We start from the raw sequence: 22,180 nt of genomic DNA, 5'->3' as shown, positions 1-22,180 counted from the left end.
ACATACTCTGCTGTGTTTACTTTAGCGGCTCATCACGGTTTCGACACCCAAGTTGGCAAGCTCGTCAGCCATTTCGTTGCCGGGGTCGCCTGCGTGGCCTTTGACCCAATGCCAGTTGACGTTGTGACGCGCCGATTCTGCATCCAGCTCTTTCCACAAATCTGAATTCTTGACCGGCTTTTTAGCGGATGTTTTCCAGCCGTTTCGCTTCCAGCCAGCCATCCATTCAGTGATTCCTTTTCGGACGTACTGAGAATCGGTATACAGCTCAACATCACAGGCACGGTTTAGCGCCTTTAACCCCTGAATGGCGGCCATCAATTCCATTCGGTTGTTCGTAGTGTCGCGCTCACCGCCATGCAGTTTTTTCTCTGCACCGCCGTATCGCAACACCACCCCCCAACCACCCGGCCCGGGGTTACCTTTACACGCGCCGTCGGTGTACATCACTACTTTGCCTGCCATTAGAACTCCGGTGAATGGTTACTGTTATCGTGATTTTCGGGCACCCTATTCAGGCAACCTCTTGACGCACCTACTGCACCGGGAAGCGTCATAACTTTGCTTTTGCGCCAATTTACGCCTCGCTGTACGGGCGCCGGTACCCGTTTGCGCGCAAGGATACAGTAATAGGCGCCAACAGGAACAATATTGGGTTTAGCGGAAGGCGCCCGGGTGCTGGCAGCAACATTTCGCTTCTGCACTGGTAGCCGATTAAAATAGGTGGCAGACGATTCAACCGTGAAGCCGAGCAACCGAAGCCAGTCTTCCATCCGCGACCGCATCATAAAACGCCCTCCCCAAGGGCCCTGATGATGGCGGGAGATCAGCTTGCGAGCTCCCCACAACCCCAGCGGGTTAAACCCGACCAACGCCATTACGCCCTCGCCACGCAGAACCCTTGCCGCCTCCCTTAATACCTGATGAGGATCATCAGAAAAATCTGCGGCATGATGCAAGATCGCTAAATCGATTGAGTCGGTCGGAAATGGCAACTCATCCGAATCACACACGGCCACGCCATCGGGCATGTTAGGGCTCCATGCGGGCGTAGTGATTATACGCTGCACAAAATCGGTACCGGTGGCCAAGGGCAAGCGGTGGCTTAAGCCAATTTGCAACTGTCTGGCGCCAGTCAGCCCACCGAGCTCTTTATCGAGCACACACCGCTGACTGGCCAGCAAAGCTCGCCCTAGCGGGCTCTGGAACCAAACTTCAAAACTTTCGTGGCGTGCTACGTAATCTACCGGCCTAGAGTCTTTCACGGTTTAATCCTCTACTCCTGTGGCCCTGGTATCGGACACCTTGGGATAGGCGCACTGTTGCTTTATGATAACAGGCACATCCATCAAGCACATGTGGTCATGATGTTTAGTATTTACCCTATTCCGGCGTTTTCAGACAACTACATCTGGTGCCTTGCAGACTCATCAACAGGTAAAGCCCTTGTGGTGGACCCGGGGCAGGCGCAACCAGTCATAGATTATCTGGAACAAGCCGGCCTGACACTCGACACCATCCTGGTTACTCATCATCACCCGGACCACGTTGGCGGTATTGCTGAACTAAAAACATACCAACCGGGTGTTCGAATTGTCGGTCCGGAAGGATCACCGTTTACCAATGTGACTGAGACCGTAAGCCATGGCGATCACCTGGAATGGCAGGATATACGCTTTACGGTAACGGCTACCCCGGGGCATACCCTGGATCACATTGTCTATTTTACCGAGACTCACATTGACGGCTCGCCCGCTCTGTTCAGTGGCGATACGCTCTTTATTGGCGGCTGTGGCAGATTATTTGAAGGCACTCCGGAGCAAATGCACCGCTCTCTTGCGGCGTTGCTCACGTTGCCCGGTAACACGCTCATCTATTGCGCCCACGAATACACCCTTGCCAATCTGCGCTTTGCTCGCCACTGGTTGCCCGAGGATTCGGGGTTGATCGAGTTCGAGCAGGCATGCAAGGCATCCAGAGAAGCCGGCAAGCCGACAGTACCTTCCAGCCTGGAAAAAGAAAAAGCACTTAACCTTTTCCTTCGCTGGGACGACCCTTCGGTTATCGAAGCCGCGGAAACCTATGGTGCAGAACACGGTTTATCGGTAACCAACCCGGCTGAAGTATTTGCGGCCGTTCGGCATGGGAAAGATCACTTCTGATACGCACCACGCTTGAGGCGGGGTAACACTACCTCTCAAAGCGGTAACATCACTTGCCTTGACCGCCTCAAAACCCGTCCCATAGAATCTCGCTCGAACTGTGTTTGTAGCATTGTATTTATCTTTACGCCGGACCTTGGCACCAACGTCCGGCGCAACCTCCCGGAAGCCTAGTTATGCCGGTTAATCGCTTGTCATTGGTCTTGCTTACCAGCTCTTTAACCGCTGGCTGCAGCAGTAGCCCGTTATTCGAAAATTGGCACAGCAACCCTCTTGAATCTGAACGCGTTGTGGTGGCTCAGGGCGACGACGAACTGATCGCGGCGATCGACTCCGAAGAAGATCTTGCCGCAAATGCGCCGTTGGATGATGCCATTTCGGCCGACCTAAAAGCCAAAGCCAAATCCGCTCGAAAAAAGCTCGACGAACCTAAGTCCTCCGGTGCCGATGAGTTTGTGCAAACAGATCTGTGGAGCCGCATGCGCGCGGGTTTCGCCATGGACCATTCGGTTGATAACGCCCGGATGCAAGCCCAGCTTGACTGGTATGCCCGTAACCCCCGCTACATTCAACGAGTCACTGAGCGAGGCGCCCGATACCTGCATCATATTTTGAGCGAGGCCGAAGCTCGGGGATTACCCACCGAATTGGCCCTACTGCCCGTGGTGGAAAGCGCGTTTGATCCCTTCGCTTATTCGCATGGCCGCGCGGCAGGGCTCTGGCAGTTTATTCCGTCTACCGGAAAGTACTTCGGTCTGACGCAAAGCTGGTGGCATGACGATCGTCGGGATGTGCTGACATCCACCGACGCTGCCCTCACCTATCTGGACCGTTTGGCGAAGCGCTTCGATGGCGATTTTACGCTGGCTCTGGCGGCCTATAACTCCGGTGGTGGCACGGTTTCCAGCGCAATGCGCCGGAATCGCAAGGCAGGAAAACCAACGGACTATTGGTCGCTTAGATTGCCAAAAGAAACCCGGCACTATGTTCCGAAACTGTTAGCGCTGGCTAAGGTGATCGACAATCCTGACGCCTATGGCATTCAGCTACCGGAACTCAAGAACGAGCCTTATTTCGAGGTGGTCGAAACGGGCTCACAACTGGATCTTGCCCAGGCGGCCAAGCTTGCAGGTGTCGATATTGACGAAATTTACCTGCTAAACCCGTCTTACAACCGCTGGGCGACTAATCCCGACGGCCCTCACCGTTTATTGGTACCAACACAGAGCGCCGAGACTTTCCGCACTGCGCTGGCGAATTTCCCAGAGAATCAACGAGTTTCATGGCAAAACTATAAGGTTTCTAAAGGCGACAACCTGGGCAGCATCGCTAAGCGTTTCTCAACGACTACTTCTGTGATACGTCAGGTGAACAAGCTGAAGGGCGATATGATTCGCATTGGCCAGCAGCTGCTGATTCCCTCTTCCACCAAGAGTTCAGACGCCTATGCGTTGAGCCAGTCTCAGCGACTCGAGCGCAAACAGGAACGGAAACGCTCAGGCAATAAAGTACGCTATACCGTCCGTCGGGGAGATACTTTCTGGGACATTGCACGTGAACACCGTGTGAGCGTGCGCGAAGTGGCCGCATGGAACGGCATGGCGCCCGGGGACCCTCTTCACCCCGGCCGGGAACTGGTTATCTGGAGCAAAGTTAAGCAACCCAAAACCGTTGCCAGCAATGCCAGAAGTAAAGCCATGGTTCGTAAAGTTGGATATCGGGTGCGAAAGGGCGACTCTTTGTCGACAATTGCATCCCGCTTCTCCGTGAATGTGCGTGACATCGCATCATGGAACGATCTTAATACCAACCGTTATCTGCAACCCGGCCAAAGTCTGGTACTCTACGTTGACATAAGAAACAGCCCATAACGTGCGAGAACTATGACAAAAATACGTAAAGCACCGAGTCTGGCAGGACTGGTTACGTCACTGGCCCTAACGGTCACTTCTTTTGTTTCACAAGCAGACAGCCCTATAACGGACACACCCGCTCCCGTGCACGGAATTGCCATGCACGGGGAAGTGAAATACCCGTCGGATTTCGATCATTTTGACTATGTGAATCCGACAGCCCCAAAAGGCGGCCATCTTAAACTGAGCGCCGTCGCAAACGGTTTCGATAGCTTCAACCCCTTTGTTGTCAGAGGCGTCGCTGCCGCCGGCATCAGCACCTATGTCTACGATACCCTGATGGTGGCATCCGATGACGAGCCTTTCTCGGCTTACGGGTTGATCGCAGAGAGTCTGGAAGTACCCGAAGACCGAAGCTACGTTATTTTCAACCTGCGGAAAGAAGCCCGCTTTCAGGACGGCGAACCGATTACCGCCGAAGACGTAGCCTTTTCCTTCCGTATCCTGACCACGGAAGGCCATCCCTTTTACCGTAACTATTACTCCGATATCGAAAGTGTGTCGGTCGAAGGCGGCCACCGGGTCCGGTTTGATTTCGGTGAAACAGAGAACCGCGAGTTGCCCCTGATTATCGGCCAAATGCCGGTGTTGCCAGCCCACTACTGGCAAGGCCGTGACTTTGAAGGCAACGGGCTCAACATACCGGTAGGCAGTGGCGCTTATCGCATTTCGTCTTTTGATGCAGGCCGTTCCCTCACGTTCGAACGGGTGCCCGATTATTGGGCAGCCAAGCTTCCTGTCCGTAAGGGCCGTTTTAATTTCAACAAGATTACCTACGAGTACTACAGCGACGACACGGTGGCGCTGGAATCGTTCAAAGCGGGCAATTTCGATTTCCGGCAAGAAACGTCAGCGAAAAACTGGGCCACCGCCTACACCGGCCCGCCGTTCGAAAATGGCTCGATCACCAAAGCCGCGATCGAACACCACCGCCCAACCGGCTTGCAGGGGTTTATTTTCAATACCCGAAAGGACGTGTTTAAAGACCCGAAAGTGCGTGAAGCTTTGGCCTACGGCTTCGACTTTGAATGGGCAAACCGGAACCTGTTCTATGGCCAGTACACCCGCACCGACAGTTTCTTTGAGAACAGTGAGCTGGCCGCTACCGGGCTGCCATCTGGCCGCACTTTGGAGATTCTGGAGCCGTTCCGAGAGCAACTGAGCCCGGACGTCTTCAACAAGGTATACACCCCGCCTGACACCGGTAAATCCCGCAGTGTGCGTGACAACCTGAAGCAGGCGTTAAAGCTGCTGACCGAAGCCGGCTACGGGATTAAGGGCGGAAAAATGGTTCACAAAGAAACCGGCAAGCCGCTGACGTTTGAAATCCTGCTGGCTCAAAAAAGCTTTGAGCGCGTGGTATTGCCGTTTACCCAGAACCTCAAGAAACTCGGTATCGATGTGACCGTACGTCTGGTTGATACCAGTCAGTACATCCGTCGCGTCCGGAGCTTTGATTTCGACATGATCACGCAAGTTCTTCCTCAATCCGATTCGCCGGGTAACGAGCAGCGCGATTACTGGCACTCCTCGAACGTGGATGTTGAAGGCTCTCGCAATACCATTGGCGTGAACGATCCGGTTGTCGATGAATTGATCGGTATGGTGATTCAGGCGCCCGACCGGGACGAACTGGTGCATCGGGTTCGCGCGCTGGATCATGTGCTCCTGCATGGTTATTACGTGATTCCTCACTGGCACCTGAGCAAAGACAGAGTGGCCTATTGGAACCACCTTGAGCGGCCCGACGTTACCCCTGATAGCGGTATCGATCTAAACAACTGGTGGGTCGGCCGCTAAACGGCCCGCCATGAACCAAGCCGTGATGAAAGGATTCCTTCCCTAGATGGGTACATACATACTTCGGCGATTGGCGCTTATTATTCCGACTCTGATCGGAATAATGCTGCTCAACTTCATCATCGTGCAGGCCGCGCCCGGGGGACCGATCGAGCAGCTGATTGCCGAAATGGAAGGTCTGGGCGGCAGTACCCTGGCCCGGGCCGGTGGTGGTGACATGGGCGGCGAAGTATCGTCAGCGTCGGGCGAAAGCCGGGGTGCCCGCGGCCTGCCCCCTGAGCTGCTTTCAGAAATGGAAGCCCGGTACGGTTTCGACAAGCCGGCACACGAACGTTTTTTGGGGATGTTGAAGGATTACGCTACCTTTGATTTTGGCGACTCCTTTTTCCGGGACCGCTCCGTCGTCGAACTGATTATCGATAAAATGCCGGTTTCAATCTCCCTCGGGCTTTGGTCAACCCTGGTGATCTACCTGATTTCCATCCCTCTGGGCATTCGTAAGGCAGTAAACGACGGTTCCCGGTTCGATGTCTGGAGCAGTTCGGCCATTGTAGTCGGGTACGCCATTCCCGGTTTTTTGTTTGCGATTTTGTTGATCGTTCTGTTTGCCGGCGGCAGTTATTTCGACTGGTTTCCTCTGCGGGGGCTAACCTCACCTGACTTCGAAACCATGACCTGGTACCAGAAGGTAGCCGATTACTTCTGGCACTTGGCGCTGCCTGTCACGGCCAACGTCATCGGCGGTTTTGCCACTCTCACCCTACTGACCAAAAACTCCTTTCTGGATGAGATTGGCAAACAGTACGTGGTGACCGCCCGGGCAAAAGGGCTGGACGAGAAACAAGTTCTTTATGGCCACGTATTCCGCAACGCCATGCTAATTGTTATTGCCAGCTTACCCGGCGTGCTTGTCTCGTTATTCTTCACTGGCTCGCTGCTGATCGAGGTAATCTTCTCACTCGACGGTCTTGGGTTGCTTGGTTTCGAAGCAGCCTTGAACCGGGATTATCCGGTCATATTCGGCACCCTGTATATCTTCACGCTGATGGGCCTTCTGCTCAAACTCATCAGCGACATCACCTATGTTCTGGTAGACCCGCGTATCGACTTTGAAAGCCGGGAGGGCGCGTAACCGTGATCAAACTCTCCCCCATCCAACAACGTCGTGTGCGTAATTTTCGCAATAACCGCCGCGGGTATTGGTCACTCTGGCTATTTCTTCTGATATTCGGCATCAGCCTTTGCGCCGAACTGATTGCTAACGACAAGCCCTTGGTTGTTTCCTACCACGGCGATTGGTACTTCCCGGTAGCGCAGACCATTCCAGAGGACACCTTCGGCGGGTTCCTGCCAACCGAAGCGGATTACCGCGACAGCTTTATTGCCGACGAAATCAATGCCAATGGCTGGATGCTCTGGCCCCCGATCCGGTTTAGCTACAACACCATCAATTACGACCTGGAGGTGCCATCCCCGGCGCCTCCCAGTGCCATCAACTGGCTGGGCACAGACGACCAAGGCCGGGACGTGGCCGCCAGAGTGATTTACGGTTTCCGGATTTCTGTGGTATTCGGGCTCACGCTGACATTGGTCAGTTGCGTTATCGGCGTGGCGGTCGGGGCCATTCAAGGCTATTACGGAGGCAAAATCGACCTTCTTGGCCAGCGGTTTCTGGAAATCTGGTCCGGTCTGCCCATGCTTTATCTGTTGATTATCCTGTCAGCTATTGTTCAACCCAATTTCTGGTGGCTTTTGGGCATTATGTTGCTGTTTAGCTGGATGGGGCTTGTAGACGTGGTTCGGGCGGAATTTCTGAGAGCGCGAAATTTTGAATATGTAAGGGCTGCAAGAGCGTTGGGGCTGGAGAACCGGCATATCATGTTCCGTCATGTACTGCCGAATGCCATGGTGGCCACCCTCACCTTTCTACCCTTTATTCTCGCAGGCGCTATTACCAGCCTCACCTCGCTCGATTTTCTAGGGTTCGGCCTGCCCTCGGGCTCACCTTCGCTTGGTGAACTGATTGCCCAAGGCAAGGCCAACCTGCACGCGCCTTGGCTAGGCATCTCAGCGTTCGTTTCCCTGTCACTCATGCTGACGCTTCTGGTGTTTACCGGAGAAGCCGTGCGCGATGCCTTTGACCCGAGAAAGAATTGATATGAGCGACTTGTTAACCATCTCGGATCTGTCCATACAGTTTGATAACGGCCCTCTCGCAGTGCAGAACCTTTCGCTGTCGATTGGCCCGGGCGAGACGCTGGCGGTCGTCGGCGAAAGCGGCTCAGGCAAATCGGTTTCCGCACTTTCGGTGCTCCGGCTGCTGGACGAACGACACGTAAGCTATCCCTCCGGAAAGATTCTGTTTCAGGGCACCAATGTGCTTGAGGCTTCCGAAAAAGCCATGAAAACCATTCGAGGCCGAAAAATCAGTATGATTTTTCAGGAACCGATGACCTCTCTCAATCCATTGCACACCGTTGAGAAACAGATTTCAGAAACCCTTCAGATTCACCTCGGCATGCGTGGGCCGCAAGCACGCGCACGCTGTGTCGAATTGCTGAATCTGGTTGGTATTCCTGACCCGGAACAGCGCTTGGCGAGCTACCCGCATCAGTTGTCCGGCGGCCAGAAGCAACGGGTGATGATCGCCATGGCACTGGCCAACGAGCCGGAACTCCTGATCGCCGACGAACCCACGACCGCGCTGGATGTAACGGTACAGAAGCAGGTTCTGGAACTTCTCAAATCGCTTCAGAAGAAACTTGGTATGGCGATGCTGCTGATCACCCACGATCTTAGCCTAGTCAGACGCTATGCCGACCGGGTATTGGTAATGGAAAAAGGCATTAAGGTTGAAGAAGCGGAAACCGAACGCTTATTTGCCTCGCCCCAGCACTCCTACACCCGGACCTTGATTGATGCGGAGCCTCCTGAACAACCAAAATCCGCTCAGACCAATGCAGAGCCTTTACTCGATGTTGCGGCGCTGAACGTATCCTTCACACTCAAGAAGAATTTGCTGGGTAAAGTCACTAATAGCTTCCATGCGGTGAAAAACGTGAGCCTGCAACTCGGCCGCGGCGAAACCTTAGGCATTGTCGGGGAAAGCGGCAGCGGTAAAACCACCATCGGCCATGCCTTGCTCAAGCTAACCGGCAGCACCGGCTCTATTCACCTCGACGGCACCGATTTATCGCCTTTGTCACAAAAGCAGTTTCGACCTTGGCGCCGACGCATACAGATTGTGTTCCAGGATCCTTTTGGCAGCTTAAGTCCACGCATGTCAGTGGCCGAAATCATTAAAGAAGGGCTCCAGATTCACGACCAGGCCAATACCGAACAACACGATGCTAAGGTCATTCAGGCCCTGAACGATGTCGGGCTAGACCCTGATGCTCGCCACCGGTACCCTCACGAGTTTTCCGGAGGCCAGCGCCAACGTATTGCGATAGCCCGCGCGCTGGTTTTGCAACCGGATGTGATCATTCTGGACGAACCGACATCGGCACTTGATCGCACGGTTCAGAAACAAGTAATTGAGCTGCTGCAAGAACTTCAGGCCCAGTATGGGCTAAGCTATATTTTTATCAGTCACGACTTGAGTGTTGTTCGTGCGCTCAGCCACAAGCTGTTGGTATTACGACATGGTGAGGTAATCGAATACGGCGACGCGGAAACTATCTTCCGGGCGCCCCAAGAAACCTACACACGGGAGCTGCTGAACGCGGCATTTTTCTACAGCACTACGACCAATTGACATTACCCCCTTTGACTCGTGTCGGGGATAATGCGCCAAAATCAAGGAACATAGGGAGTTGATACCCATGGGTATTCTCAGTGGTAAGAAAGCACTGATTGTTGGTGTTGCCAGTAAACATTCCATCGCTTACGGCATTGCCGAAGCTTTCGCTCGCGAAGGCGCAGAACTGGCGTTCACGTATCAGAATGAAAAACTTCAGTCCCGCGTCGAGAAGTTTGCTGAACAATGGGGAAGCAAAATCACTATCCCCTGCGACGTTGCCAGCGATGAAGAAATCGAGAACGTGTTCACCGAGCTGGGCAAACACTGGGACAACATCGACATCATCATCCACGCCGTTGGCTTCGCGCCCGGTCATGAGCTGGATGGTAACTACGTTGATGTGACTACCCGTGACGGATTCCGCATCGCCCACGACATCAGCTCTTACAGCTTCGTCGCTTTGGCGAAAGGTGCTCGCAAGATGATGCACGAAGGCAGCAGCCTGCTGACTCTGAGCTATCTGGGCGCAGAAAAGGTACTGCAAAACTACAACGTAATGGGCCTTGCCAAAGCCTCTCTGGAAGCCAACGTGCGGTACATGGCCGCCAGCCTGGGCAAAGAAGGCATCCGTGTGAACGGTATTTCAGCAGGCCCGATCAAGACTCTGGCCGCTTCGGGTATTAAGAGCTTCCGCCGAATGCTGGCAGAAAATGCCAAACGCGCTCCGTTGCGCCGCAACGTGACCACTGAAGAAGTGGGTAATGCCGCTGCGTTCATGTGTTCAGACCTGGCATCCGGTATTACCGGTGAGATTATGTACGTTGACGGTGGTTTCAACATCACCGGCATGGGCGAACTGGAAGACTAAACACTCTTCACAGACCATCCATTATGAACAAAGCCGGCTTATGCCGGCTTTGTTCATTCTGATCGGGAAAAAGCATCCGCAACGGCTTCAAGCCAGTGCAAATAATCTGTTTCGTCCGAATCAACAACCCGCACACCATTGAGATAACGGGCTCCCTCCGCTTTCTGCCAAACCACCTCAACCATCAGCTTTAAAGATTGGTGTTGCCCCGACAGAAGGACTTCAGCGGTAAGCAACGAGCCTGTGCGTAGCACCTCGTTGGTGACCAGGCTCATCCCGTTTGCGGACAGATCCCGAACCTCGCACGTTTGCACAGACCCCTCGAGCAACTTACCACTAAGCTCAAGCGGCTCGGCGGATTCGGTATGCAGCCGAACGGTAGCCCGAGCGGATAACCGGTAATCTCCGCGTTTTTCGGTGCCATCAGGAACAGAGGATTCCTGACCAAAGCGGTAATCTTTGTCCATCACAGCCCCCCTTCGTTACGGCCACCCCGAATTCGGCCAACGACACGGCTGAGCGTGTCGTCAAAAGCGGCACCACCACCGAGAATTTTGATGGTGCCAGCGACGATACCTGCCACCAATTCGCCCCTCATGAACTGGTGACGGTTCAGCCCCAAACGGTCAACAAATACAAACTTCCCCGTCGCTGCGATTTTAACGGCGAGTTTTAGTCGCAAAGGCGCACCACTTTCCCCCTCAGGTTCGATAACAATCCAGCCTTCTAGCCCAAGCTGATCAACTTTTCGGCTTGCTTCAGCTTCCGCTTCCCGGGCCAACCTGTCCCGTTTCAGCTTTTCATCAGCAATCCGCTGCTGCTCGGCCTCTGCCCGCTGCTGTTCCAGCTCAGCTTCATGTGCTGCCTTTTGTTCCGCCGCCAGGCGCTCTGCTTGTTCTTTCTCGCGGCGGATAGCTTCAGCTCTTGCGCGCACGTCCCTTGCCGCCTGCTCTCGTTGCTGTTGCTGCTTATCGCAAACAGTCACCAGCAGTTGTATGGTTTCTGCCAACACCTCTCCGAACGGTTTCAGATCGGGTAACAACCGCAGCGTTCCCGCCTTGAGCTCTCGCTGGAATTCGGTCCAATCCTGCAAACCGAGCTTGACACCCGAGCCGTTCGTCCAAACGATTTCCTGGCTGTCCGGCAACAGAGTGAAGAAAAATCGCCGTTGCTCATCGACACCCTCGCCTTGCACGAACCAGTGTTCGAGATAGGGTTCAACATCACTGGCTGCTACGGCCTTTCGGTCAAGGCGTTCAATGTCGTAGGAGAAGCTATCGTTAGCGGGTAACGCCGCTTCCAGATCGATGGTTTCACCTTTTATCCGGTCAACGATAACCGCATTGATCGCTTCAATTTTTGCCACCGGTATGTCTTGTTCCATGGCACGGCGCCAAACGTCATGCAGCAAATCCCCAATCTGTTCGCCCACTCGATAAAGCTTGCTCCGGTCGCGATCAGACAACGCGGGGTCGCTCGCCCACACCAACCATTCAAGAATTTTGTTGGCGTGACGGCATAACTCGCTTTCTTCGCCGCTGCTCAGCACACTTTGTTTAAGTACCAATAGCCAATCGTTAAGTACAAAGCTGGAAATAACCGCTGGCAACTGACGCCCTTTCAGAGCTCGTCCTACCAGTGCTTTCGATATGTACTCAGCGTGACGCTGGCGCGACAGCCCGCGCTCGGTTTCGTACAAGCGTCGACGAAGCTTATCAGCCTTGCCGCGCTGCTTCAGGCTGTCGTTGAGCCACTGTTGGCAATAGTCTTCCACCGGCTCAATGGACTGCTGCTCAAAGCTCGCGGCTACGGCGATCACCAGGCTGTCGAGCAAATCCAGCAAAACCCGAGACGACCGACCGCCGGTGTCGCTCCATCCACGCCATTCCTGAAGATGGTTAAGCCAATCCAGCACCACCACAGGAAAACCTTCACCACCCGCTTCACCAAGACGCCAAGCGAACCAAAATCTGAGCCGTGCGATACGTTTGACCAATGAAGCGTGAAGCCCGCTGGTATTCAGGAACACATCCATAATGCGGTCAGCCAAATATGCAGCGTTCACCTGCCGAATGCTCCAGGCGATCTGCACTGAACGCAAAACATGAGTGACACGTTCGTCCCGCTGCTCCGACCAACAAGACAGAAGCAACGGGCGCCAATCAGGCAGCGCTTCCGACGAGGCATTGCCAGCAGGGTATGGCAGGTCCGGAACACGAATACCGGTGAGAACCTGATTAATTCGGGCAGCAACCGTTTTGCGGGAAATTGGTTCTGCTTGTGGCTGCTTCGCCGTAGAGGACATCCGGTGCCTGTTGTCTGGAATCGTTGAAATGGACCTTCAAATAACGCAGTATAACCAACTCGCCGGGGTTTGCTGCAACCGTGTACCGGCGCCATTCGTGTTTATCTTCTATCACCGGGCAACGCAACACGGTCTTGTTTCGGTGACGTAACGATTTGAGTCGGGGAACTACAACAAGATGTCGGGCAAGAAACTTGAAAACCTGAACGTGGCCAGCCAGGAACAACTCATCACTCCTGAAGCCTTGAAAGCAGAGCTGCCATTGTCGGATAAGGCTGCAGATACGGTTGCATCAGGCCGTCAGGCTATTTACGACATCATGGACGGCAAAGATAAACGACTATTTATCGTGGTCGGCCCCTGCTCTATCCACGATCCCGAAGCAGCAAGAGATTATGCCAGCCGATTGAAAAAGCTGGCCGATGAGGTCAGCGATACACTGCTTATCGTGATGCGAGTGTATTTTGAAAAGCCCCGCACCACGGTTGGCTGGAAAGGGCTCATTAACGATCCGCACCTGAACGACACGTTCGATATTGAACAGGGGCTTCATATTGGCCGCCGCTTGCTGCTCGACATCAACGAAATGGGCCTGCCAGCGGCTACCGAAGCGCTTGACCCGATCTCTCCTCAGTATCTGCAAGACACTATTGCCTGGTCAGCGATTGGGGCACGTACCACCGAGTCGCAGACACACCGTGAGATGAGTAGCGGACTGTCGATGGCCATCGGCTTCAAAAACGGCACCGACGGCAATCTGGACGTGGCGGTGAATGCCATGAACTCGGTTTCACACCCACACAGCTTTTTGGGTATTGATCAGCAAGGTCGAGGGGCCATAATCCGCACCAAAGGCAATAACTACGGCCACGTTGTTCTGCGCGGTGGTGGTGGCAAACCCAACTACGACTCGGTGAATGTTGCTTTGTGCGAACGTGCGCTGGAAAAAGCCAACCTGCGCCAATCCATTATGGTGGATTGCAGTCACGCAAACTCCAACAAAGACCCCGGCATCCAGCCACTGGTTATGCAGGACGTTACGCGCCAGATTATCGAAGGCAATGAATCGATTCAGAGCCTGATGGTAGAAAGCAACATCAACTGGGGCAACCAGTCCATTCCTGACAACCTCGAAGACCTGAAATACGGTGTATCGATCACCGACGCCTGTATTGATTGGGACACAACCGAAAAGGCAATTCGTGAAATGCGCGAAAAGCTGAAGGATGTGTTGCCAAAGCGCGGCGAATAAAACGAAAAAGGCCCGGCGCTGTCTAGGCGCCGGGCCTTTTTTTGGCCGATCGAGCCATCAGTTAATCGACTCACACCCCAGCCAGTCCAACTTCCCTCTCAAACTGACCACGTGACCAATGATTACGATGGTTGGAGCCTGCACCCCACTGCTTTTAACCACCTCGACAATGGCGTCCAGGGTGCCCGTCACCACCGCTTGCTCTGGCGTTGTGCCCTTTGATACCAAGGCAACCGGCATGCTCGAATCCATGCCGTGGGCAATCAGTTCACGGCAGATGATCGGTAGCCCAACCAATCCCATGTAAAATACAAGTGTTTGGTTGTTCTGAACAAAATCCGACCATGGCAAGTCGCAGGTGTCGTTCTTCAGATGGCCAGTAATAAAGCGAACGGATTGGGCGTGATCCCGATGTGTGAGCGGAATCCCCGAATAGGCAGCGCAGCCCGATGCCGCGGTGATACCCGGCACAACCTGGAACCGAATGCCGGCCGCTGCCAAGGTTTCAATTTCCTCGCCACCACGGCCGAAAATAAAAGGGTCACCCCCTTTTAACCGCACAACCCGATACCCTTCCCGCGCCAGATCAACCAAACGCTGATTGATCTGGTCTTGAGGAAGCGTATGGTTTGCCCGCTGCTTTCCAACATGAATCTTTTCAGCGTGTTCCGGGATGAGCGCCATAATCTCCGGCGACACCAGACTGTCGTGCAGCACGACTTCTGCATCCTGAATCAATCGCCACGCTTTGAGCGTCAAAAGCTCTGGATCACCCGGGCCCGCGCCCACAAGAGCCACCTCACCGGCGGAATTGTTCGGGTTATCTGTGACCGGATTCGGTTTGAAGCGGACGGGGCCCGCTCCCACCTTCACACCTTTCCCTGGCACCTCGGTTTGTCGGCTCATTGGATGCGCTCAACGCCTCCCATATAGGGTTTTAAAACCTCAGGCACAACAATGCTTCCGTCGGCCTGCTGATAGTTTTCCATAACCGCAATCATGGCCCGGCCGACCGCCAAGCCTGATCCGTTCAGTGTATGCACAGGCTCTGGCTTACCGGTTTCCGGATTACGCCAGCGAGCCTGCATCCGGCGCGCCTGGAAATCCCGGGTATTGGAGCAAGAGGAAATTTCACGGTACTTGCCTTGGCCCGGCAGCCACACCTCAAGGTCATAGGTCTTAACTGCAGAGAAGCCCATATCACCACCGCACAGCGTGACCATGCGATACGGCAACTCCAACAACTGCAAAACCTTTTCCGCGTGACCGGTCAGTTGCTCCAAAGCTGCACTGGACTCGTCCGGGCGAACCACCTGTACCAACTCGACTTTGTCGAACTGGTGCTGACGGATCATGCCACGCACGTCACGGCCGTACGATCCTGCCTCACTTCGGAAACAAGGAGTATGAGCCACCATGCGCAGAGGCAACTCTGAATCTTCCAGAATGCTGTCAGCCACCAGATTGGTGACCGGTACTTCCGCAGTCGGTATCAAGTACAAAGGATTGTCGCCTTCCATGCGGAACAGGTCTTCTTCGAACTTTGGCAACTGGCCGGTGCCGAAAAGGGCGTTTCCGTTCACCAAGTAAGGGACATAAGTTTCGGTGTAACCGTGCTCGCTGGTGTGCAGATCGAGCATAAACTGAGCTAACGCCCTATGCAGCCTAGCCAATGAACCACGCATAACCGCAAAACGGGAATGAGCGAGATGGGTCGCTTTCTCAAAATCGAGCCCGTTAATGGCTTCACCCAAGGCAACGTGATCTTTCGGCTCAAAATCAAATTCTTTAGGCGTACCCCAAACGCGGGTTTCCACGTTGTCGTCTTCGCTTTTGCCAGGCGGCACGTCTTCGTCTGGCACGTTCGGAATACCGGCAAAAAACGCGTTCAAAGCCTCTTGCACGGAACGTAGCTCATCTTCCGCTTCGCCGCGCTGCTGCTTTAAACTCTCGACCTCATCCAACAGCGGCTTGATATCTTCACCGGCAGCTTTGGCTTTACCAATCGACTTGGAACGTTTGTTCTGCTCGCTCTGCAGGGTCTCGGTACGAACCTGAATGGCTCGGCGGCGCTCTTCCAGCTGCTCGAAAGTAGCGACATCGAGCTCAAAGTTTTTAATGGCCAGCCGGCGGGCGATCTCTTCTGTCTGTGAACGGACACGTTTGGGATCGAGCATGGTGTTCCTGAATTATCCAGTTAACGAATGGGTGAATAGGCGAACATTATACCCGCCGTGAGTTTGGTGGCCACCATTGACCTGAACAGCAACGCAAATCCCGGCGGCGCAATCTAATAGCGTTTGACCGTGCTTTGCTTATCGAGAGCATCCAACCGCTGACGCTTCTCCGCAAGCTTGATTTCCAACCCCCGCATGACCGGCTCATAATATCGGCGCTGATGGATGGCTTCGGGCAGATAGTTCTCACCTGCTGCATAGGCATCAGGCTCATCGTGAGCATACCGATACTCTTCGCCATGCCCCATACTCTTAAGCAGTTTGGTCGGTGCGTTGCGCAGATGCACGGGTACATCGTAGTCCGGATCGTTCTTGATATCGGCCATGCACTGGTTGAAGGCGGTATAGACGGCGTTGCTTTTAGGCGCCATGGCCAGATAGGTTGCGGCTTGGGCTAGCGTCAACTCGCCTTCCGGCGAACCCAGGCGTTCCTGAGCGTCCCAAGCCTGCATAGCAATTTGCAGCGCTCTGGGGTCAGCGTTGCCTATATCTTCGCTGGCGATACGAACGAGCCTTCGTGCGATGTAAAGCGGGTCACAGCCGCCATCGAGCATTCGGCACAGCCAGTAAAGTGCGCCATCCGAACTGGAGCCCCGAATCGACTTGTGCAACGCCGAAATCTGATCGTAAAAAACATCCCCACCCTTATCAAAACGGCGCAAGCTGGTTTGCAGTACTTGCTCAAGCGTAGACGCCAGAACTCGGCTATGGCCTTCTTCGTCAGGCTCAGCCAGATCTGCGGCCACTTCCAGGATGTTGAGTGCCCGCCGGGCATCGCCTCCGGAAGCCGAAGCCATGGTATCGAGCACCGAAGGCTCAACCTTTAAAGCCCCAGCAAATCCTTCGTCGCTCGAAAGTGCACGATGAAGCAGGGTCAGAATATCGTCAGACTCGAGGTTTTTGAGAACGTAAACACGGGTGCGAGACAGCAAAGCGCTGTTGAGTTCGAACGACGGGTTTTCGGTGGTCGCCCCGACAAAAATGAAGGTGCCATCTTCGATATGAGGCAGGAAGGCATCTTGCTGGCTTTTGTTGAAGCGGTGAACCTCATCCACGAAAAGCAGGGTATCGCGACCTTGCGCCTGCTTTCGATGTTTCGCGCGATCGACCACTTCGCGTATTTCTTTTACGCCGCTGAGCACCGCCGACAGGGTTTCAAACGTTAACTCACCCACATTCGCAAGCAGTTGAGCAAAGGTTGTTTTGCCCACGCCGGGTGGCCCCCACAGGATCATAGAATGCAGCTGACCTTGCTCCACAGCCTTGCGAAGCGGCTTACCTTCACCAACCAGATGGGCTTGCCCGACATAGTCGGCAAGGGTTGTTGGTCGCATTCTGGCGGCCAAAGGCTGAAACCCGACCTCTGGCTGAAACAGGCTGTCCTGCATTAAGCACCGTCCCGAATAACGTCAACCTCCTCGGGGTACTCCAGCGTGAAGGCTTTCTGATCAACATCTTTGTTCAGTTTAATGGAATCAAAGCTGAGAATGCTGATTTGAGCCAGCGAATCTTCCATTCTCATTTCTTGCAATTCACCGTCGAAAAAGCTCAGACGCAGTGAAACGAACAAAGAGTCAGCACCTTTCGGAATCAGGGTAAATTCTTGCGTCGACTCGCCGATTCTGCGCTGGCTAACCTCATAGGTTTCGTCCAGATTATCGACCTCACCACTGAGCAACAGCGCAGGCGTGCTCTGGACACGGTCATCCAGCTTGTGGATCGTCACTTGCTCAAGATCCGGGTCATAAACTTCAACAGTTTCGCCGTCACTCACAATGAATTGCGACAACGGAGCTGCAGTTTCCCAGTAGAACAATCCGGGCCTCTTGGCCTTCAGGGAGCCACGTGTTTCTTGTACCCGGCCCCCGTTTTCACCTACTACGATCTGAATAAAGTCAGCCTGATAGGTTTCATAACTACGCAAGATTGATGAAAGCTGTTCGGCTGCGCCGGTGGAAGCCTCTTCGGCATGGCTAAACCCCGCTGCAAAAACAAGCAACAGGCTCATGATCAAAGAAGTCATAAATCGATTCATACTAACGCTCCTAGTCTCTTGGGGGCGGCGGTGCCAGAACTTCTCTGGCGCCATTATGACCCGCCGCACTGACCACACCCGCTGCTTCCATTGCATCCACCAGGTTGGCGGCGCGGTTGTAGCCAATTTTGAATTTACGCTGAACCGAGGAGATGGACACCCTGCGGTTTTCCGTCACGAAAGCGACGGCTTCATCAAACAATGCATCGCCTTCGTCACCACCACCGCCTTCGGTCAGCGTGGGCACACCGGGCAGATGCTCTCCTTCGGCACCACTGAGTACATCGTCAACGTATTCCGGCTCGCCCCGAGCCTTCCACGCACTGACCACCCGATGCACTTCATCATCGTCCACAAAGGCACCGTGCACTCGAACAGGCAAACCTGAACCCGGCGGCAGATACAACATATCCCCGTGCCCCAGGAGCTGCTCTGCCCCACCCTGGTCCAGTACGGTTCTAGAGTCGATTTTCGAGGAAACCTGAAACGAGATCCGGGTCGGTATGTTGGCTTTGATCAAACCGGTAATAACGTCAACCGACGGACGCTGCGTCGCCAGGATCAGATGGATACCGGCAGCCCGGGCTTTTTGGGCAATTCGCGCAATCAGTTCTTCAACTTTTTTGCCAACAATCATCATCATGTCGGCAAATTCGTCGATCACCACAACAATGAACGGCAAGGTTTCCAGCTCGGGGCGCTCCTGCTCATCATTCGCAAGATGATCATCCGGTTTCCAGAGTGGATCCAGCAGAGGTTCACCCTCCGCCCGGGCATCTTTTACCTTTTTGTTGTAGCCCGCCAAATTACGCACACCCAAACTCGCCATAAGGCGATAGCGACGCTCCATTTCCGCCACACACCAACGCAGTGCATTGGCAGCTTCTTTCATGTCGGTCACCACAGGGGCCAACAAATGCGGAATGCCGTCGTAGATGCTCAGTTCGAGCATCTTCGGGTCAACCATAATGAAGCGAACATCTTCCGGGCCGGCTTTGAGCAGCATGCTGAGCAACATCGCGTTCACGCCGACCGACTTACCGGAACCGGTCGTACCGGCAACCAGCAAGTGCGGCATTTTCGCCAGATTGGCGACCATTGGATTGCCACCGATGTCGTTACCCAGCGCCAGGGTGATCGGCGACGAAGAGTCGGTAAACACACGGGCGCCCAGCACCTCACTGAGCCGAACGATTTCCCGGGTTTCGTTCGGTATTTCTATACCGACTACCGATTTACCCGGTATGACTTCCACTACACGAACACTGAGCACCGCCAACGAACGGGCAAGGTCTTTCGCCAAATTAGAGATTTTGCTGACCTTCACACCCGCCGCAGGTTTGATCTCGAAACGGGTAATAACGGGGCCCGGGTTCACCTCAACGACTTCAACCGTAACACCGAAATCAGCCAGCTTCTCTTCCAGCAAACGCGACATATGCTCGAGGGATTCTTCGGAATAGCCGCTCTCTTTGTGCTCTTCCGGCGGATCCAGCAGCGTGATCGGTGGAATCGGGCTCTCAATATCTTCCAGCAACGAACCTTGTTTGTTGTTGCCTTTTTTCGATTCCGAAACGCCTTGGTCTTCTTTTTTGAACGGCGCAATTTTCAGCGCCCGGCTTAGCGGTTTCTCGGCTTTTTTGGCCGCTGGCTTGGGCGCAATCGGCTCAACATCCCGGGAGCTGAAGCTCTCGACCTCTGTTGGCTCAGGCTCCGCTGTCGGGCGGCCTTCCAGTGCAGGCTCTTTACGCGGCCTGCTCGGCTTAGGATCGGTTGTGGGTGTGTTTGCTTTGTTTTTCTTTGCAAACAAGCGACGCCACCAAGGCAATTTGGAAGCAGCATCAGGTTTTGTGTTGGCAGGTTCCGCCTTGGCACGGGCGTTCAATACAGGTGGTTCTGGCTGATCGGATGACTGAGGCTTGTCCCCACGCTTCGGCTTGGACGCTTGAGTCTTGAAGAAAGCGCTCACGGCCAAAGCTGCTTTCAGCGTCAGTCCGCCCACCCTGTCCATCAACCGGAACCAGGAAAGCCCGATTGTTACGGTGAGCGCAAACAGGAAAATAGCGATTAATAAGAGCGTGGTTGCTGGCAAGTTGAAAAAACGCACCATCGACTCGGAAACAGCCTTGCCCAAGACACCACCGGAAGACATGCCCAAGCCAAACAAGGAATAGAGAGACAGCAAACTCGTGGCAGACAGCAGAATGAGGATGAATCCGCCAAAACGGACCATGAACAATGGCCAGTGCAGATCAAGCGGCTGGTGCCGCAACCGAATGAGCATGAAGGCGTAGCCGGCGACCATGACAGGGAAAAGCCAGGATACATGCCCGAAAAAGTCCATTAACAGGCTGGCGAGCCAGGCTCCGGTGCGGCCGGCGTAGTTTTCTACATTGGTTTCATGGCCAATACTGGCCCAGCCGGGGTCTGAGTGGCTAAAGGTGAAAAGCGCCATTGCAAGGTAGATGCACAGCACGATGAGGCCCAGTACAGCCCCCTCACGGGCACCTTGAGCCATCAAGAGGCGAAAGCGCTTTTGTTTTTCTGTGAGTTCCGTTGGTACAGATTTTTTCGCTTTAGCGGATTCCGCCATGAATACTCAAACCGTCTGTAAGTTTAGTCTTCCAGCGCCTGAAAACCCCTTTCGAGATCGGTTTTCAGGTCGTCAATGGCTTCAATGCCAACTGACAGCCGGATCAGATTTTCAGTAATGCCTGCTTTTGCTTTATCTTCAGGTGCCAATCGCCCATGCGTTGTCGTTGCCGGGTGGGTGATCGTGGTTTTCACATCCCCCAGATTGGCGGTAATGGAGATCATCCGCGTGCCGTCGATAAACTGCCACGCTTGTTCTCTTCCGCCCTTGAGCGCAAAGGACACCATGCCACCAAATCCGCTCTGCTGTTGTTTAGCCAACGCATGCTGAGGATGGCTTTCGAGCCCTGCATAGAATACTTTTTCAACAGAGGGCTGTGTTTCCAACCACTTAGCCAACTCTAACGCATTGTCGCAGTGAGCTCGCATACGAATCGGTAAGGTTTCGAGCCCTTTCTGGAAGACCCAGGCATTGAACGGGCTCATCGTAGGGCCAGCAGAGCGAATGAAGCCATAAACCTCATCCAGATATTTGGCCGGCCCAACGACCACACCACCAACGCAGCGCCCCTGACCATCAAGATACTTGGTTGCAGAATGAATAACCAAATCCGCACCCAAATCCAGAGGCCGCTGGAGAATCGGCGTGCAGAAGCAGTTATCAACCACCAGCAACGCATCGTTATCGTGAGCCAAGCTGGCCAGAGCCCTTACATCCGCCACTTCGCATAACGGGTTGGACGGTGTTTCAATAAACAGCATCCGGGTTTCCGGACGAACGGCAGCCTGCCACTCATCCATATCGGTAAGACCAACAAAGGTGGTTTCGACGCCAAACCGGGCCATGTACTTCTGAAACAACACGTTCGTGGTTCCGAACACACCTCGTGAACAGACCACGTGATCGCCTGTTTTCAATAGCGACATACAGGTGCTGAGAATTGCCGCCATACCTGAAGCCGTGGCAACCGCTTTCTCACCGCCTTCCATGGCGGCAATACGCCCTTCAAACGCCTGAACGGTCGGGTTGGTGAAGCGTGAGTAGATATTGCCCGCTTCTTCTCCGCCAAACCGCGCCGCGGCCTGCGCCGCGCTGCCATAAACAAAGCTCGAGGTGGGAAAAATTGCGTCGCTGTGCTCCAACTGCCCCGTACGAATCTGCCCTGCCCTCACCGACAGCGTATCTACGGACATCCCTTCGAGGTCGGACTCGGGAATCCAGAGGTGTTCTTCACGCGTGTGGCTCATGGCATTCTCCTGGTTACTGGGCAGTG

The 22,180-nt window shown here is 54.3% G+C and carries 18 protein-coding genes; 8 read left to right on the top strand and 10 right to left on the bottom strand.

Features of this window, described 5'->3' with window-relative positions; translation table 11 throughout:
- Positions 1–21: 21 nt before the first annotated feature.
- Complete coding sequence (gene rnhA / locus MWU64_RS04695) at positions 22–465, bottom strand: ribonuclease HI (RefSeq protein WP_247061795.1); 444 nt, start codon at positions 463–465, stop codon at positions 22–24.
- Positions 465–1,265, bottom strand: a complete 801-nt coding sequence (locus MWU64_RS04690; RefSeq protein ID WP_247061793.1) for a class I SAM-dependent methyltransferase — start codon at positions 1,263–1,265, stop codon at positions 465–467. The genes rnhA and MWU64_RS04690 overlap by 1 nt, the downstream gene beginning before the upstream one ends.
- Before the next feature lie 102 nt (positions 1,266–1,367).
- Here MWU64_RS04690 and gloB point away from each other — a divergent pair, with 102 nt between their 5' ends.
- The 7 genes from gloB (at position 1,368) to MWU64_RS04655 (ending at position 10,485) form a co-directional block, all read left to right on the top strand.
- Entirely contained in the window at positions 1,368–2,162 is a 795-nt protein-coding gene (gene gloB / locus MWU64_RS04685; protein WP_247062070.1) for a hydroxyacylglutathione hydrolase, read from the top strand.
- A 176-nt stretch (positions 2,163–2,338) separates the two neighbouring features.
- Positions 2,339–4,033, top strand: a complete 1,695-nt coding sequence (locus MWU64_RS04680; RefSeq protein ID WP_247061791.1) for a LysM peptidoglycan-binding domain-containing protein — start codon at positions 2,339–2,341, stop codon at positions 4,031–4,033.
- Between the two features lie 12 nt (positions 4,034–4,045).
- A complete protein-coding gene (locus MWU64_RS04675; RefSeq protein WP_247061789.1) occupies positions 4,046–5,875 on the top strand; it encodes an extracellular solute-binding protein in 1,830 nt (609 codons plus the stop codon).
- Positions 5,876–5,921: 46 nt separating this feature from the next.
- A complete protein-coding gene (locus tag MWU64_RS04670) occupies positions 5,922–7,007 on the top strand; it encodes a microcin C ABC transporter permease YejB (protein WP_247061780.1) in 1,086 nt (361 codons plus the stop codon).
- Between the two features lie 5 nt (positions 7,008–7,012).
- Positions 7,013–8,032: an ABC transporter permease gene (locus tag MWU64_RS04665; RefSeq protein ID WP_247062068.1), complete on the top strand. Its 1,020-nt coding sequence runs from the start codon at positions 7,013–7,015 to the stop codon at positions 8,030–8,032.
- 1 nt (position 8,033) lies between these two features.
- On the top strand, positions 8,034–9,632 hold the full coding sequence (locus MWU64_RS04660; protein ID WP_247061778.1) for an ABC transporter ATP-binding protein: 1,599 nt from the start codon (positions 8,034–8,036) through the stop codon (positions 9,630–9,632).
- 67 nt (positions 9,633–9,699) lie between these two features.
- A complete protein-coding gene (locus MWU64_RS04655; protein WP_247061776.1) occupies positions 9,700–10,485 on the top strand; it encodes an enoyl-ACP reductase in 786 nt (261 codons plus the stop codon).
- 53 nt (positions 10,486–10,538) lie between these two features.
- Here the strand turns inward: MWU64_RS04655 and MWU64_RS04650 are convergent, their stop codons facing one another.
- Complete coding sequence (locus MWU64_RS04650) at positions 10,539–10,952, bottom strand: PilZ domain-containing protein (RefSeq protein ID WP_247061768.1); 414 nt, start codon at positions 10,950–10,952, stop codon at positions 10,539–10,541.
- Complete coding sequence (locus MWU64_RS04645) at positions 10,952–12,790, bottom strand: DUF1631 family protein (protein ID WP_247061766.1); 1,839 nt, start codon at positions 12,788–12,790, stop codon at positions 10,952–10,954. Before MWU64_RS04645 ends, MWU64_RS04650 begins: the two co-directional genes overlap by 1 nt.
- Positions 12,791–12,968: 178 nt before the next feature.
- Here MWU64_RS04645 and MWU64_RS04640 point away from each other — a divergent pair, with 178 nt between their 5' ends.
- A complete protein-coding gene (locus MWU64_RS04640; protein ID WP_247061764.1) occupies positions 12,969–14,042 on the top strand; it encodes a 3-deoxy-7-phosphoheptulonate synthase in 1,074 nt (357 codons plus the stop codon).
- Between the two features lie 57 nt (positions 14,043–14,099).
- Here the strand turns inward: MWU64_RS04640 and cobA are convergent, their stop codons facing one another.
- The 6 genes from cobA to MWU64_RS04610 all read right to left on the bottom strand — a co-directional run bounded on the left by cobA (position 14,100) and on the right by MWU64_RS04610 (position 22,154).
- Positions 14,100–14,948: a uroporphyrinogen-III C-methyltransferase gene (cobA, locus tag MWU64_RS04635; protein ID WP_247061762.1), complete on the bottom strand. Its 849-nt coding sequence runs from the start codon at positions 14,946–14,948 to the stop codon at positions 14,100–14,102.
- A complete protein-coding gene (gene serS, locus MWU64_RS04630) occupies positions 14,945–16,219 on the bottom strand; it encodes a serine--tRNA ligase (protein WP_247061759.1) in 1,275 nt (424 codons plus the stop codon). The genes cobA and serS overlap by 4 nt, the downstream gene beginning before the upstream one ends.
- Before the next feature lie 113 nt (positions 16,220–16,332).
- Positions 16,333–17,667 (bottom strand): replication-associated recombination protein A, encoded by a 1,335-nt coding sequence (locus tag MWU64_RS04625; protein WP_247061757.1) that lies wholly within the window; start codon positions 17,665–17,667, stop codon positions 16,333–16,335.
- Positions 17,667–18,287: an outer membrane lipoprotein chaperone LolA gene (gene lolA, locus MWU64_RS04620; RefSeq protein ID WP_247062066.1), complete on the bottom strand. Its 621-nt coding sequence runs from the start codon at positions 18,285–18,287 to the stop codon at positions 17,667–17,669. Before lolA ends, MWU64_RS04625 begins: the two co-directional genes overlap by 1 nt.
- A gap of 37 nt (positions 18,288–18,324) precedes the next feature.
- The gene (locus MWU64_RS04615) at positions 18,325–20,907 is read right to left on the bottom strand and encodes a DNA translocase FtsK (RefSeq protein ID WP_247061755.1); all 2,583 of its coding nucleotides are present in this window, start codon (positions 20,905–20,907) and stop codon (positions 18,325–18,327) included.
- A gap of 23 nt (positions 20,908–20,930) precedes the next feature.
- Positions 20,931–22,154: an O-succinylhomoserine sulfhydrylase gene (locus MWU64_RS04610; RefSeq protein ID WP_247061745.1), complete on the bottom strand. Its 1,224-nt coding sequence runs from the start codon at positions 22,152–22,154 to the stop codon at positions 20,931–20,933.
- Between the last annotated feature and the right edge of the window lie 26 nt (positions 22,155–22,180).

This window comes from Marinobacter sp. S0848L (assembly GCF_023016065.1).
Classification (GTDB): Bacteria; Pseudomonadota; Gammaproteobacteria; order Pseudomonadales; family Oleiphilaceae; genus Marinobacter.
Note: the sequence above shows the minus strand (reverse complement) of the source record. Positions and strands in the feature narration are given on the sequence as shown.